This window comes from Streptomyces sp. NPDC002676 (assembly GCF_053592455.1).
The window spans coordinates 108406-123710 of the sequence record NZ_JBSFVT010000015.1; the positions used below are offsets into that span (position 1 = coordinate 108406).

At 68.8% G+C, this 15305-nt stretch carries 11 protein-coding genes and 1 pseudogene; 8 read left to right on the forward strand and 4 right to left on the reverse strand.

What is annotated here, in order from left to right:
• Window positions 1-4: 4 nt before the first annotated feature.
• Both ACWD3E_RS31805 and ACWD3E_RS31810 read right to left on the reverse strand, forming a co-directional pair.
• A pseudogene (locus ACWD3E_RS31805) lies at window positions 5-259 on the reverse strand (alpha/beta fold hydrolase); the annotation flags it as partial.
• Window positions 260-546: 287 nt separating this feature from the next.
• The gene (locus ACWD3E_RS31810; protein WP_451390995.1) at window positions 547-2046 is read right to left on the reverse strand and encodes an MFS transporter; all 1500 of its coding nucleotides are present in this window, start codon (window positions 2044-2046) and stop codon (window positions 547-549) included.
• 92 nt (window positions 2047-2138) lie between these two features.
• Between ACWD3E_RS31810 and ACWD3E_RS31815 the strand changes: the two genes are divergently transcribed.
• Window positions 2139-2780, forward strand: a complete 642-nt coding sequence (locus ACWD3E_RS31815) for a TetR/AcrR family transcriptional regulator (protein ID WP_451390996.1) — start codon at window positions 2139-2141, stop codon at window positions 2778-2780.
• 146 nt (window positions 2781-2926) lie between these two features.
• On the opposite strand, the gene ACWD3E_RS31820 is transcribed toward ACWD3E_RS31815, so the two are convergent.
• Window positions 2927-3598: a hypothetical protein gene (locus tag ACWD3E_RS31820; RefSeq protein WP_451390997.1), complete on the reverse strand. Its 672-nt coding sequence runs from the start codon at window positions 3596-3598 to the stop codon at window positions 2927-2929.
• Window positions 3599-4427: 829 nt separating this feature from the next.
• On the opposite strand from ACWD3E_RS31820, the gene ACWD3E_RS31825 reads away from it, so the two are divergent.
• The 5 genes from ACWD3E_RS31825 (at window position 4428) to ACWD3E_RS31845 (ending at window position 9606) form a co-directional block, all read left to right on the forward strand.
• Window positions 4428-5441: a L,D-transpeptidase gene (locus tag ACWD3E_RS31825; RefSeq protein ID WP_451390998.1), complete on the forward strand. Its 1014-nt coding sequence runs from the start codon at window positions 4428-4430 to the stop codon at window positions 5439-5441.
• A 61-nt stretch (window positions 5442-5502) separates the two neighbouring features.
• Window positions 5503-6009: a SigE family RNA polymerase sigma factor gene (locus ACWD3E_RS31830; RefSeq protein ID WP_451390999.1), complete on the forward strand. Its 507-nt coding sequence runs from the start codon at window positions 5503-5505 to the stop codon at window positions 6007-6009.
• Window positions 6002-6724: a L,D-transpeptidase gene (locus tag ACWD3E_RS31835; protein ID WP_451391000.1), complete on the forward strand. Its 723-nt coding sequence runs from the start codon at window positions 6002-6004 to the stop codon at window positions 6722-6724. Before ACWD3E_RS31830 ends, ACWD3E_RS31835 begins: the two co-directional genes overlap by 8 nt.
• Before the next feature lie 157 nt (window positions 6725-6881).
• Entirely contained in the window at window positions 6882-8249 is a 1368-nt protein-coding gene (gene dacB, locus ACWD3E_RS31840) for a D-alanyl-D-alanine carboxypeptidase/D-alanyl-D-alanine endopeptidase (protein ID WP_451391001.1), read from the forward strand.
• Between the two features lie 463 nt (window positions 8250-8712).
• Window positions 8713-9606, forward strand: a complete 894-nt coding sequence (locus ACWD3E_RS31845; protein ID WP_451391002.1) for a S1 family peptidase — start codon at window positions 8713-8715, stop codon at window positions 9604-9606.
• 882 nt (window positions 9607-10488) lie between these two features.
• Here the strand turns inward: ACWD3E_RS31845 and ACWD3E_RS31850 are convergent.
• On the reverse strand, window positions 10489-11085 hold the full coding sequence (locus tag ACWD3E_RS31850) for a TetR/AcrR family transcriptional regulator (protein WP_451391003.1): 597 nt from the start codon (window positions 11083-11085) through the stop codon (window positions 10489-10491).
• 473 nt (window positions 11086-11558) lie between these two features.
• On the opposite strand from ACWD3E_RS31850, the gene ACWD3E_RS31855 reads away from it, so the two are divergent.
• Complete coding sequence (locus tag ACWD3E_RS31855; protein WP_451391004.1) at window positions 11559-14018, forward strand: ATP-binding protein; 2460 nt, start codon at window positions 11559-11561, stop codon at window positions 14016-14018.
• 468 nt (window positions 14019-14486) lie between these two features.
• Window positions 14487-15221 (forward strand): chitinase, encoded by a 735-nt coding sequence (locus ACWD3E_RS31860; RefSeq protein WP_451391074.1) that lies wholly within the window; start codon window positions 14487-14489, stop codon window positions 15219-15221.
• Window positions 15222-15305 lie beyond the last annotated feature (84 nt).

The window sequence follows — 15305 nt, forward strand, 5'->3', positions numbered from 1 at the left end:
CAGCTTAGCGCAGCATGCGGATGAGGGCCTGGCCGACGACAGCTGAAAGTGGCCGACGCACCCCGGACCGTAACGGGACGGCGGGGCCGGGCGGACGCGGTGCAGGGGGTCCGCCCGCGCGGCTGTCCGTGCCGCAGGGCCAGCTCATCGCGCGTACCGCTTCGCGGATCAGGTCGGCGACCTCCTCGGGCCGGGAGACGGCGACCGCGTGTGACGCGCCCTCGACCTCGACGACGGTCGCCCCGGCTCGTTTCGGGGCGCGCGTCTCGGCTACCGACCGCAGGGCAGCCGTCTCTACCTCTCGCTGCCCCCGGAGCAGCTGCCCTGACCGGACAGACCTGCTCGGGGCGGCCACCTGCGTCGTCCCCGAGCCCAATACCTACCCTGATACTCCAGGCCGTCCTGGCCGAGCCGCGGCGGTCCGGCCTGCTGGGGCCGACCGGCCGGCGCGGCCTGACCCCGCTGTTCTGGAGCCACGTGCGCCCGTACGGCGAAGTGAAGCTCGACCTCGGCTCCTGTCCCCGGTCCGGTACCAGCGCTGCTGCGTCACGGGGCGGCCGGGCCCGGTCGTTCCTTGAGGAACATCGACAGCACGGCCGGAAGCACCATGACGCAGGCGGCGAGTGTGAACACCGTGTCGGTCGAGGAGACGATCGCGTGCAGCGCGGCGTGCCGCTCTGCGGGAGACAGTGCGGGCGTGGAGAGCACCGCTGTGTTCAGCTGTCCGTGCGCGTTGGCGGCTCCCGCCGAACTGCCCAGCTTCGCGGCGAGTTGGCGATTGAGCACCGTGCCGAACATCGCAAGGCCGGCCGAAGCGCCGAGCTGCTGGACGAACCGCAGCGAGGTGGTGGCGACCCCCAGGTCCTCGGCGCCCACGGCGCTCTGAGTGATCATCAGGCCGATTCCCAGGCACAGGCCCAGACCGGTGCCGAGCAGGAACAGCCCGAGGCTCAGGAACCAGAGCGGGGTGTCGGTATCCAGCCTGCTGAAGATCAGCAGCGCGCCGGCGACCAGGAGGTGACCGGCGAGCAGCTGGTACTTGTGTCGGCCCGCCATCTTGACCATGGCCTTTCCGGACAGCAGACCGATGATGGTCATCCCGGCGGCCATCGGGAAGAAGAGCAGGCCGGCGCCGGTCGGGCTCATCCCGCGGGCCTGCTGAAGGTAGCCCGCCATATACGCCACCGAACCCGCGAGACCGACTCCGCCGAAGAAGCCGAGTGGCACCATGATGCGGAAGGTCGGATTGCGCAGCAGGGCGAGCGTGAAGATCGGCTCCTTGGTGGTCGCCTGACGCCAGAGAAAGGCAGCCAGCAGAACTGCGGCGGCGATGCCCAACCCCTCGATCATCGGCGAGGTCCACGAGTAGTCCTTGCCGCCCCATTGGGAGATCATCAGCAGGGCGCTCGCGGTCGCGGCGACGAGAGCGGCGCCCAGGAAGTCGATGCGGCGCCGAACGGGGATCACCGGGAGCTTGAGCAGGGTCAGCGACGTGATGAACGCAGCGACGCCCAGCGGGATGTTGATGTAGAAGACCCAACGCCAGCTCAGGTGGGTGGCGACCAGCCCTCCCACGGCCGGGCCCAGCACGATGCCGAGCCCCACCATGATGCCGCCCATGCCGGCCTTGCCCGAGCCCTCCGCCCCCTCGCCCTGGCCGGGGTGGACCAGCAGCCCGAGGACCACCATGGTCACCGACATCAGGCCGCCGCCACCGACACCCTGCAGGGCCCGGAAGGCGATCAGCTCGGCCATGTTCTGCGCGATGCCGCAGAGCGCCGACCCCGCCAGGAAGATCCCGAGGGAGAGCAGGTAGATGCGCTTGGCGCCGTAGACGTCGGCCAGCTTCCCGTATAACGGCAGCACGATGCAGTCGGCCAGGGTGTAAGCGGTCAGAAGCCAGGGCAGACGGGCCACACCGTGCACCGGGTCGAGGTCCTTGACCATCGTCCACGACACCGCGCTGACGATGTTCTGGTCGAGCAGCCCCAGCAGCAGCGTGGCGAAGCACCCGGTCACTGCGATCACGACATGGTTCCGGCTCATCGGCGCACCTCCTGGCAGGAGTTCTATATCCGCTAAAACTCTTGTGTCAATAAAAGTTTGTAGTGGCAAAAGCATTAGGTTAGGGTGTCTGCATGAGCGACGGGACCGGCTTGCGTGAGCGGAAGAAGCAGCAGACGCGGCGCGCCATCTCCGAGGCGGCGATCTCCCTGTTCCTGGAGCGCGGCTTCGACAAGGTCTCCGTCGCCGATGTGGCGGCAGTGGCCAACGTCTCGACAGTGACGGTGTTCAACTACTTCCCGACCAAGGAAGATCTGGCCCTGCACCGCTTCGAGGACCACTTCGACGACCTTGTTGCGATCGTCCTCAACCGGGAATCCGGCGAGTCCGCGCTGGGTGCGGTGCGCCGGCACTTCCTCGCCGGACTGGACCGGCGCGACGTCGTCACCGGCCTCAACGACAACGAGCACTTCCTCGCTTTCCAGCGCATGGTCCTGGCCGCACCGAGCCTGCGACTGCGGGTCCTGGAGCAGACGACCCGCACCGTGGACGCACTCGCCGTCACACTCGCCGAGCAGACCGGCAGCGAGCCGGGTGACATCACAGCGCGCGCGGCGGCAAGTCAGTTGTGCTCCGCGCAGACCGAACTGGTTCGGGAGAACGTCCGACGGCTCGCAGCCGGCGAAAAGGCCGACGCGGTCTATCCAGACGCCGTGGTCGCGGCGCAGAGGGTATTCACCCTGCTGGAGCAAGGCCTCGGCGCCTACTGCACCTAGCGTTCATCTATCGACCCGAATCAGGGAAGATCATCCCCGTGTCACGATCGCCGTCCCCATGGGGAGTCGTGAACGTGGGAGCAGGGAATTACGCCGTGCTGAAACCGCAGAAGGCAGGGAATTGCGCGGTCGTCGACGCCCAGCTATTACTCCTCCTGCTGACTGTTCAACCTTGCCCAGGTGTAGCTGTCCATACCGTCGTGAGGGCCGATCCTGGAGAGTTCCGAACCGTCGCGCCCCACAGCCACGATGAGCGGTCGTATCCCGACGTGTCCTCTGGACCGGGACTTCCATACGACGACGAGCCTGCCGTGCCGGGGCACATCGATCCGTCGGTCGCCGAGGAGAAGGTGATCCACTTCGGCCGCCACCTGGAGTTCGTTGGATCCGACCCACGGAGCCATCCCGATGAAGTCCGCATGACGATGCTGCAGGCGGTAGGCATGACTCAGACCACCTGCGCCTCCGCCGAGTTCGATCATGCCGACCTGCCCCGGCCGGCCCGCCGCCAGCCTCTCCGCGGGCACGTCACCATCGGACTCACTGCCACCGCCGGTGTATTGCCACTTCTCGCCGCAGCGCTCAATCAGTGCGGTGTGCGTCTCCGCTTTCGCGGACCCGGGACGCCAGATGAGCCAGACTGCGCCGATGCCCGCGTCCAGATCGACGTCACCCGACACCAGGGTCAGCCAGCGGCGAGGAAGCCAACCAGGCTGCGACACGTCGCCGTTGACCACGCGTCGGACCACCCTCGGCAGAATGATTGCCATCCAGCGCTCGATACGGCGCATCCGACGCAGCTCCGTGCGAGTGGGCATGCACACACGGTACCCAGGGTGAATCCCGCCGCACCAGTGACGCCGAATCCCTGCACGAGATCCCCGTCCCTGATGCGATGACGCTGCACGACTGACTCGCCGCCAAGCGCGCCGAGGAACAGCAGGCCGCCACACAGAGTTGGCCGCGACGACACTCGCCAGGGCAGGGCGGGGCAGCCGCGTCTACAACACCCGCGCACGTGCACCGCGAGCCGGGAACTGCGCGCCCCGCAGGCCCCCGAGCCCCGCGACGCCCGATCTGCGGCTCATGTCGGAGTTCTACGCAGCGTAGTCAGCACCAAACCAGCACGGGAGTCAGCACGGCGCCTCCAGATCTTGCCCGAACAGCGCAACTCGGACAGCGCCCTTCGCTGCCTCATTGCAGCCGTCACCGAGGCCCCGACAGCACCCCCATGGTGTGTGCGCACTCAGACGCCCAGAACTATGGTGTCCCGCCACATGTGCGCCTGACCTGCATGTTAGACGCCGAACAGGTTCACGCTGGTGTACGTGTCCGCGATGCTGAACACACTCGCGCAAGCCGGGCACTCCACACGGCCAAAGACGTGCCTGATCCCCTCGGCGCGTCGCTGCTGCTCGTCCGGAACGGCTGTGGCATGCATCCATCGGCCGGGTCGCGAAGCTCCTCGGCCGGAGCGGGCCGCAGCGCCCGCTGCGTCGGCGTGCACGTTCGACACGGACAGGTGGTGCGCGCGCATGTTGTGTCCCCTGCGTCCAACTGCCCGGCAAAAAGGTTTCACTCCGATGCAACCTGCCTCCGAGCCCGTGCGTATTAGAGGCGATACCGCAACTTATCCGGGGGGATTACATGTACGTGGACCGTTCGGCCGGTCGGACCGCCGGCCGTTTCGGCGCTGTTGTCGTGGCCTGTGCGGCCCTGTTCTCGGCCGTCGGTTGTTCGGCGGATGCGGGTTCCGGCGTCAGGGTGGCCCCTGACGCGCCGGGTGCCCGGACCTCCGCCGCGGCGGCCGAAAAGGGCGCGGGCAGGAACAACGACGGCGCGGGCAGAGCGTCCAGCGCACGCCCGGTTCCGTCGGTGCCGGAGCCCGCCGTGCTTGCGCAGGCGCGGGTGAACATATCCGACGGGCAGACGGTGGGTGTGGGCATGCCGATATCCGTCACCTTCTCCCGGCCGGTCCCCGCCGGTGAGCGCAAGGGTGTCGAGAGCTGGCTGCGCGTACAGACCTCGTCGGGCACGAGGGGGGCGTGGAGCTGGGTGAAGGACAGCAGCCTCCTGGACGGGCAGCGTGTCGACTTCCGCCCCAGCACCGCATATTGGCAGTCCGGCACCCGGGTCTCTCTCCGTGTCGGCTCGCACGGCGCCCGTCACTTCACCATCGGCCGGTCGCTGGTGGCCACGGTCGACGCGAAGACGCACATGATGACCGTCCGTACCGGCGGTACGGCGCGGCGTATCCCGGTCACCACAGGGGCGCCGGGGACTGATACCTGGAACGGGACGATGGTAGTGATGGACAAGCAGCGCAAGGTGCTCATGGACTCCCGCACCGTGGGCCTCGGGAACGAGTACCGCGGCGACTACTTCTGGGCCGTGCACCTGACGACGTCGGGGACGTACGTGCACCAGAACCCGCGGGCGGACACCGAGGCCGGACACCGTAACGTCACCCACGGCTGTGTCGGCCTCGCCTCCGACGGCACCGCCCAGCGCTTCTACGACCAGGTACGGGTCGGTGACGTCGTCACGGTCACCGGGGCCGACAAGGACACCGTCGCCGCCGGCAACGGCTACGGCGACTGGAACCTGACCTGGAAACAGTGGCTCGCGCACAGCGCGGCCGGCGCCGCCACGACCGCATGACCCCCATCGCACCGGCCCTGCGCGGCACGCGCTGCGCGCCGTAAGAAGAGAGCACGACAAGGTGACCGAGGACGAGTTCGACCTCTTCTACACGGCTGCCTGCCCGCGTCTGGTCGGTCAGCTGTACGCCCTGACGGGCGACTACGCCGAAGCCCAGGACGTGGTCCAGGAGGCGTTCGCACGCGCCTGGGAGCGGCGTTCGTCCGTGCTGAGCGGCGACCGGGATCCCGAGGCGTGGATCCGCACGGTGGCACACCGCCTGGCGATGGGCCACTGGCGGCGGGCACGCCGCTGGTGGGAGCTGGTGCGGGGCGAGTCCGTGCCGCGGGCGGCGCCCGAACCGAGTCCGGACCATGTGGCGTTGGTCGCCGCTCTGCGGCGCCTGCCGGAGGCTCAGCGGACCGCGATCGTGCTGCATCACCTGTGCGATCTGAGCATGGAGCAGATAGCCGCCGAGACCGGTGCGGCCGTCGGCACCATCAAGGCACGCCTGTCACGCGGCCGTTCGGCACTCGCCGCTCACCTGGTGAGCGAGGAAATCCACTCCACGGAGGAAGCCTGTGTCTGACCAGCTGCCACCGCATCCCCTGACCGAGACCGAGCTGTCGGCCCGGCTCCGCGGCCTGGCCGCGCAGGGCGCGGCACCGGCCACGGGGGCACAGGCGAGGAGCCGGGCGCAACGCCGCCGCCGCGGCCGGCGCGTTGTGCTCTCCGCCGGCGCACTGGCGGCGGCGGCCCTCACCGCCGTCAGCTCCGGCGCCCTGGGCTCCGCCACCGGGGCGGCCGCACCCCCTGCGGCGTCCGTGTCCCACACCCCCACACCGGCCCCGTCCCCGGCGCCCGTCCAGCGGGTGACGATCGACCTGGACGCCCACACACTGACCATGAGGGGCAGGAGGTTCCCCATCAGCGGGCTGTGGGACAACTGCCCGTTCGGCGAGAGGGCGGTCACGGTCGCCGCCAAGTACCCCACCCTGACAATGCCCCCCAACAAGTACAGCAAGTTGACCAAATATGTGGACGTCAGGCAGTGGGCGGTCACCTTCACCGACCGCCGTCACCACGAGCGGCTGCTGATGTGGGCGCTGGACCCCTCCGCCGGTCTCAACAGCATCGGCCACAACTCCAGCCCCGGCTCCATCGCCCTGGCGCCCGAGGCCGGGAAATGGGTGTACGACGCCATCAAGCCCGGCGCGCGAGTGGAGATCAAGGGCCGACAGGCCGCGAGCGCGGACCCGGACTCCGTGTGCTACGACCGCCGACCGGTCACCGGCGACCACTGATGCCGAACCAGCAGCGTGCCGCGGACAAGCCGACCGTACCGGTCCAACGCTCCACGGCTACCAGGCCGGTGAAGGCCAGGGTCATGTGTGATGGCTGATGCAGCGCGTCTGACTTTTCTTTATCCAAGGCCCCCATTACTGAAAGCTGCGAACCTCGATGACCGAAACAGCTGCCGAGACACCCGAGAACACCTTCCTTCCGGGCGGCCGACGCCGGCGCCGCAAGCCCAGACAGAATGGCACGGGAATCGGATTTCGCCGGGCCCTCGTCCTCGCCGTGGCCGTGCCCGCGGCGTCCGCCGCCCTGGCTGCTCCGTCCGCCTTCGCCGCCCAAAAGGGTGTCGGCACGACGGCCAAGTCTCACGACCTGGAAACCGACGACCAGCAGATGGCCAAGAACCTGGAGACCCGGATACTCGATCAGCGGCTGGGCTCGAACGTGAGCGGCGTGGTCCTCAACGCCGGCTCGAACACCACCGTCTGGGGCCACAACGCCTCCACCGCCCTGATGCCGGCGTCCAACGTCAAGCTCGCCACTTCGACCGCCGCCCTGACCGTGCTCGGGCCGCGGCACCGGTTCACCACGAAGGTCGTCTACGGCCACGGCACCCTCACCCTCGTCGGTGGCGGCGACCGCACCCTGACCACCGCCGACCTCGCAGAGTTGGCGAAGACCGCGATCACCGAACTCAAGGCCGCGGGCCGGACCACCGTGAAGGTCGCCGTCGACGACAGCCTGTTCCCGGAGCCGACCCTGGCCAAGGGCTGGAACGGCGGCTACTACCCAGGCACCGTCGCCCCGGTCCGCGCGCTGGTCGTCGACGGGCACGGCGTCCAGGACACCTCCATCGACGCCGGGCAGGTCTTCGCCGAACAACTCGCCGCGGACGGCGTCACGGTCACCGGTCACGTCACCCGCGCCACCGCACGCCCGACGGACGTTCCGGTGGCCCAGCACAAGTCGGCACCGCTGTCGGACATCGTCCACGCGATGCTCAAGCACAGCGACAACAACATCGCCGAGACCCTGCTACGCATGACCGCCCTTGGCGCCGGCCGCCCGGCCACCTTCGAGGGCGGCACCAAGGCCGTGCGCCACGTGCTGAGTCGGGTGTACGGCGTTTCGGTCGACAACTTCCAGCTCTACGACGGCAGCGGCCTGTCCCGGGCCGACCGCATCCCGGCCACCGCCCTCGCGCAGATCCTCGAACTGCCGGCACAGCCCCGCTACGCGCACACCCTCGGCTCCGTCCTCGACGGCCTGCCCGTCTCCGGCGAGGCCGGCAGCACGCTCGGCCCGGAGTACGGCCGCTTCGACGACGCCAACTCCAAGTGCGCGGTGGGCAAGGTGCACGCGAAGACCGGCACCCTCACGGGCGCCATCGCGCTGAGCGGTCTGACTCAGGGCAAGGACGGCAAGTGGAAAGTGTTCTCCTTCGTCGAGAACGGCGCCACGGCCGACCCTGACGCCACCAAGGACGCCATGGACGACCTCGCGGCGGCCGTCAACGGCTGCTACGCGTAGCTCTCGTAGCGCCGACCGCCTGGACCAACGGCCCAGCAGCAAGACGGACCACGCGACGACCCATGCTGCGGCGGTCGTCCTTCGAGCGTCCGAGGACCGCCGCCGACTCCTCCGGGACCCCCGTGCCGCCGACATGGTGGGCGCGCGCCCTCCCGCGCTCAGAACTATGCATGGCGGGCAGCGCTCGGGTCACCTGAAGGGTATGCAAGGAAGCGGTGCGTCCGCGGCTACCGGCTCGTTTCGTCGGCATCGGCACCTGCGCAGTGCTGCCACGTACAGCACGCATCGACGAGCGCGACACCCGCTTTGCACCGTCGAGCGCCTGCGGGAACCTCCCTCTGCAAGATCCCCTCTGACAGGGCGGAATGCCACCGCCGACGGGTGAGCTCCGCGTCGCTTGGCCCGGTCGAGCGCCTCGGGAGTCTCCGTCGTGGTGGCTCTTCGGAGATTGGAGACACCCCCCATGCGTCTTTCCACCGCTCACAGAACCGCCACCCGGCGGATCGCCTCCGTCGCGATCGCCACCGGTGCGGTACTCGGACTCGTCGGTGCGTCCACCGGGACGGCCGGCGCGGCGACACCGACGCATCCCGGCCGCCCGGACAGTCCCATCATCGGCGGCACCGAGAAGCCCGTCGGCTCGTATCCGTTCATGGCGGCGCTGCTGTCCAAGGGCCGGGGCAACCCGCTCGACCGGCAGTTCTGCGGCGGCAGCCTGCTGGCCCCGAACGTCGTCATGACGGCCGCGCACTGCGTCGTCGATGAGCAGCCCAAGCAGCTCGAAACGGTCATCGGCCGCACCGTGCTGTCCAAGAAGAACCAGGGCCACCTGCGCAACGTCACCGACATCGTCGTCCACCCCCGCTACGCCAGGGGCCAGGAGGCGTACGACATCGCGTTCCTGATGCTGGACAAGCCGGTCACCGGTACCGCACCGGTCAACCTGCCGACCGTGGGTACGGACGCACTCATCCGCCCGGGCGCCAAGGCCACGGTCATCGGCTGGGGCAACACCGACACGGAGGTGCCCAATTATCCGGACCGGCTGCGAGCGGTGGACGTCCCGATCGTGTCGCACATCGAGTGCAAGGCGTCCTACTCGAGCTACGACAAGAAGGTGAACGTCTGCGCGGGCGTCGAAGGCAAGGACTCCTGCCAGGGTGACAGTGGTGGACCGATGTTCCGGAAGCTGCCGGGCCGCCGCGGGGTCTATCAGACCGGGATCGTGTCGTACGGCGACGGCTGCGCGGCACAGGGGGCTCCGGGCGTGTACACATACACCGGTTCGGCCAAGCTGTGGGACACGCTGGACGAGTCCGCCAAGGGCAGGAAGGTGAAGCAACTGCTCGGCCGCTGATCCGGCGAAAGGATGCCCTGTTCCCGCGAGATCCCCAGGTGAACAGGGCATCCGCAGAAGCCGGGCCACGGATCACCTCAGCTCCGAAGGTCCAGGCAAGTTCGAATCCCGCCCTCGCCGCGGGCGCAGGCTTCGCACACTTCGGCGCCGCGAAGGCGCCGCGGCACGGTTGCCGAACACGGATGCCGAGTGCCGGCCGCGCGAGAGCATCTGTGAGCCGTGCAGGGCGAGCTCCACACGCGGGTCGGTCTCGAACCCGAGGACGGTGGCGCGCAGGAAGTCGGCTGCCGCCGTACCGCCGGCGGCACCCCCAGCCGATGAGCGGTGTGCTCCCGGCGGGCGCTCCATGGTCAGGACGGTGTCAACCGCCCTGCGAAGCCAAGGGAGTACTGCTCAGCCAGCGGGCCAGGCGGCCCGTGGGGCCGTCGGGTCGGTGGGTCCTTGTGGAATGGCGGCCTTTCCAGCAGCCGTCGGCGTCGGTGCGGACACCCCGCTCACTTCCTTTGATGCACAGCCGGTCGGCGTGCCGATTCGGGCAGTTGACCACGCAGCGGCCACACCCCAGCCGCTCGCCGGCCCGGGCCGGCGGGTCCGCCAAGGCCGGTTCGCCCCCGTCCGAACACCGAGCAGGACCCGCAGCACGATGAGGGACGGCGCGTCCTGAGCGGAGGCCGGCGCCACCGAGTGGACGTCGTGGCCGACCAGTTCGATCAGGAACACGCACCGTCGTCCGTAGCGGTCGGCGAGCCCGGACAAGAGCGGGGCCCTGGCAAGTTCCTCCACGAAAGTGGCGCCGATCAGCAGGGGCTTGAGGGGCTGGGCCGTCCGCCATGACTGCAGGCGCTCCAAGACTCCCCGGGTGACTGGCAGGCCGGTGATCGCTCAGGGCAGGTCGGTGGTGTCCAGCCCGGAGCGCAGCAGGGTAAGCAGGTCGGCCAGCGCTGCCGGCGGATCCGGTTCGAGTGTGACGAGCGTCATTGCGTCGATGACGAATCGGGCCACTGCGCGGATCCGCAGGTCGGGAGTCTCCAGGCCACGATCGGCCGCGAGCGCGCCGGCCAGGGTGTCCGCGTGCCGCAGCCACATCTGCTGCCAGTGGACGCGCAGTGCCGGGGTGCCGTGCACGAGGGCGAGGAACGCGTCGAACTGTTCCCGCTCCCGCGGATCCGCGGTGAGCAGTGACATCAGGTACTCCTGCACCGCGTCGAGCACGTCCCGGCCAGGAGAGCGCTGACCGACCGCGGCGACGAGGCCGGCGTCGATCTCCGGCTCCAGGTCGAAGAGCAGCGCTTCCTTGCTGCGGAAGTAGGAGAACAGGGTCGGCACCGAGACCTCGGCGGCCTCGGCGATCTCCGCCACGGTGACCGCGTCGTAGCCGCGTTCGAGGAACAGCCGCAAGGCCGCGTCGGCCAGCGCCCGGCGGCTGCGGGCCTTCTTGCGCTGCCGCAGGCCGGGCGCTGAACGGTTCGATTCGGTCACACATCGAACCTAGCAGGTTCCATAGCGACGCAAAATCTTAAGTGGCTTAAAAACTTCAGTGGTTGAAGTATCGTCAGCTGCTGTGCTTCACTCGTGCCGCCGGTCGTCGAGATCGGCCCACGGACCGGCTGGGCTCCGAAGGGTGTGATCAGCCATGCCCACGCACTCACCAAGTCCCGTTGGCGACGCCGTCCTCCAGCCGTAGCCCCTACCTGGAGCTGATCGTCATACAGAGGCGAATGATGATCAGGTCCTGCGTCCTGGAGACGCCGCCACGGTGAAGGAGAAACTCCCGCCGTAATTGCCGTCGCGTGTCTGTTTTCGTGAGGATGTGTCATCCGCCATCGCCGCAACGATTTTCCGGTCGGCACCAATGCCTTGCCCTATCACCCGACTCGCGAAAGGAGTATCAGGTGCAGCGCGACAGGGATTCTCATGGGATTCGGCTTGAATCACCCACGTTCTCTTGCGATATGTGCGACAGACCGATTCGCCGAGGCTCCCAAGATGACATCAGGGCCAGGAAGAAGCGTCCACGCTACTGCTCGAACGCCTGCCGTCAGCGCGCCTACCGTCAGCGACTCAAGGACGATGGAATGAGTGCTTCGACTGCGACCGGAGCAGCCCGTTTGAGCAGTTTCATCGGCCGCACCGATGAGCTGGTGGAGCTGAAGCGGCTGGTGCGCGCCACACGACTGCTGACCCTGACAGGGCCCGGGGGTGTGGGCAAGACACGCCTGGCGGTGGAGTTGGCTGCCCTTGAACAGCGCGGCGGACGCTGTGAAGTCAGCCTTGTCGAACTGGGGTCGGCGGCCACGGGGGAGCAAGCGCGGCAGCGGATCACCGAAGCGCTCGTGGGAACAAGAGAAGCGCGTGCCCCGATGATGGGGGCACGGAGCCAGACGGGCTCCGACCGCGATCGGCTTCTGGTGCTCGACAATTGTGAGCATGTGCTCGACGACTGCGGGCCGGCCCTCAGCGCGTTACTCCCTCGCCATCCGGGCCTGCGCGTCGTGGCCACCAGTCGCGAACCATTACGGTTGCCGGGCGAGACGGTGTACTCGGTGGGCGGTCTCTCCCTGCCGGATCCCGATGGCGCCGGATCGCTCGCCGGCTTGCTGCGCTCGGACGCCGTACGGCTCTTCGTCCACCGGGCGCAGGCCGTCTCCTGCGGATTCCAGCTCACCGAGGACAACGCCGTACACGTCGTCGCGTTGTGCGCCGGGCTCGACGGGCTGCCGCTGGCGCTTGAGCTGGCGGCCGGTCTCGTGCGGGCCTTTCCGCCGGGCGAGATCCACCATCGGCTGGACGACCGCCTTTCCCTCCTGACATGCGGATGGCGTACGGCGGATCGACGTCACCAGAGTCTTCGCTCGGCCATCGAATGGAGCTATGACCTGCTGACGCCTCAGGAGCGGTCGCTGTTCCGGTCACTGTCGCTGTTGCCGGGCGGGTTCGGGACGGATGCCGCCGCGGCCGTCGCCGCGGACCACGACATACCCCCGTCGGCCGTGCCGCAGCTGCTGGCCGGCCTTGAAGCCAAGTCCCTCATCGTCCCCGGTGCCGACCGGGCGGGTTCCGCCCGGTTCCGGATGTTGGAGTCGATCCGGTGTTACGGGCACGAACGGCTCCGTGCCGAGGGCGAGGAGATACGGGCCTACGACCGTCTCGTCGACTGGCTGGCGGAACTCGCGCGCCCGTTCCGGGAGGCAGCGCTCACGCCTGCCAGGACCTGCCGGCGGCTGGACGAGGAACGCGACAACCTCACTTCTCTGCTGCAGTGGTTGAGCGTGGGAAGCGACCCACGCCAGCTCCTCCTCGCCGGGGCACTGGCCCTCGTGGACATCAACCGGGGGTGCGGGGCGGAGTCCCGCACGATGCTGGCCGGGGCGTTGGACCGTACGGATCCGGGGGCGGGCGACCGCAGCATCGCTCTGTGCATGCAGGCGCTGCTCATCGCGTGGGAGGGGAACACCGGCGAAGCGGTACAGCTTGCGCTGCGGGCAGTGACGCTCGAGCGCCGGCGCCCGCAGCGCCGCGATCATCTGATCTGCCGCATGCTGCTGGTGCTGAGCCTGGCCCGGACGCAACACGGCGACCAGAGCTCGAGGGCCGATCTCGAGGAGTGTTTGGAGATCAGCCACCGGGTCGGCGATCGCGTCATGACCGCGTTCTGCCTGATCCTCCTCGCCTGGCAGTTGCTTGGCGGCGGCGATACGGTCCAGGCGGTGCGGCTGGTTGACCAAGCCCTCCCGATCCTGCGGGGCGAGGCCAATCCGGTCCTGCTACGAGTGCTCCTGCACACGGCCGGCGTCCTTGCCCTGGAACGGGACGACTGCGCTGCGGCGGAGGCGTACTTCGCCGAGGCGCTGGGAGACACGGACCACGTGAGCGACGCGGCTCACCTGGGCGCAGCCGGTCCCGCGCTCTGGGGCCTGGCTGTCAGCGCGGCGCGGGGCGGTCGGTTCGAGCGGACGCTGCGGCTGTTCGCGGCCGTCGAAAGGTACGACGTGTCCGCGGCCCTCGTACTGCCTCCCTGGTTCCGAGCGCAGGTGGAGGAGGCGGCGGCCACAGCGCTGAGGGCGCTGCCCAAGGCACGGGCCGAGGGCGCGCTTGCGGCAGGGCGCCGGCTGGGTCCACGACAGATCGTGGACTACGCACGGGACGGACATCCGGCAACGGCACCCGGTGGGGACGATCCGCTCAGCCCACGCGAACGGGAAGTGATCGACCTGGTGGCTGCCGGACTCACCAATCGACAGATAGCGGCCCGGTTGTATCTGTCGGTTCGCACCGTCGAGACCCACGTCCGCAACATCCGCACCACACTCGGACTGCGTTCACGTACCCATGTGGCCGCATGGTCCGCACGGCGGGCGCAGGCCGTGCCCACACGCACCGAAGAAGGGGCCGGAGCCGGGTCCGTGGTGTAACGGTGTTCGTCACCGGGGGTCACGTCCGCTGATTCGCCGTTGACGAACCGGAGCCGCATCCGAGCCGGCGGGGTGAGGAAGGCACGGCGGCCGGCGCCGCCAGGGGAGATAAGTGGCCCCTGGCGGCGCCTTTTTGTGCGCTCGTACGCTGTGCTGTTGTCGCTCTGGCTCACGCCAGGGCCACGAGGTCGCATGCCCCGTGTCCAGCGCGACGGGGCGGCGGAGACGGGACCGGTGTCCGCGTCACGTCGGCGTAACGGTGGGCATTGCCGATGTCGCGGCCCGCCAGGACGACGATTCTTGTATGCGCAGTTCGATCCCGTGGCGGTGACCGAAAGGAAGAGGCCCGCCTGCTGATTCGACGCCGCCCTTGTCCGTGCGATTGCGGGCGTGCAGCGGTGGTCGCGCCGGAAGCGGATCGTCCTCCCAATCCAGGCACCCTTCGAGGAGTTCTCCGTGCGTATTGTCATGTCCGCTACGCGTATGGCCGTGGCCGCCGCAGCCGTGGTGGCCGCCGCATCGACGGTTGTCCTTCCCCCCACTTCTGCCGCAGCCGTGACCGCAAAGCCCGCGGCGGCCTCGGCCAACTTTGTCGTGAGCCAAGCCCAGTTCCAGCACATGTTCCCGAACAAGAACCCCTTCTACACCTATGCCGGGCTGCGCAACGCGATGAACTCCTTCCCGGCTTTCGCCCACACGGGCAGCGACACGGTCAAGAAGCAGGAGGCGGCCGCCTTCCTGGCCAACGTCAGCCACGAGACCGGCGGCCTGCGGTACACAAAGGAGCAGAACCCCGCCAACTACCCGCACTACTGCGACGCGAGCCAGCCGTACGGCTGCCCGGCCGGCCAGGCGGCCTACTACGGCCGCGGACCGATGCAGCTGAGCTGGAACTTCAACTACAAGGCAGCGGGTGACGCGTTGGGCATCGACCTGCTGCACAACCCGAACCTCGTGGAGACCGACGCCACGATCTCGTGGAAGACCGCGCTGTGGTACTGGACCACTCAGTCGGGTCCCGGCTCCATGACGCCGCACAAGGCGATGGTCAGCGGTGCCGGATTCGGTGAGACGATCCGCAGCATCAACGGCGCGCTGGAGTGCAACGGCCAGAACCCCGCCCAGATGCAGGACCGTGTCAACCTCTACCGGCAGTTCACGCAGACCCTGAATGTCGCTCCCGGAGACAAGCTGACCTGCTGAACGCGCCGGTGGCGGCGGTCCGTCACCACCACGCCACATCGCACGCTGTCGCACCCACCGTGGTGCCCGGCCGGCAGGCGACAC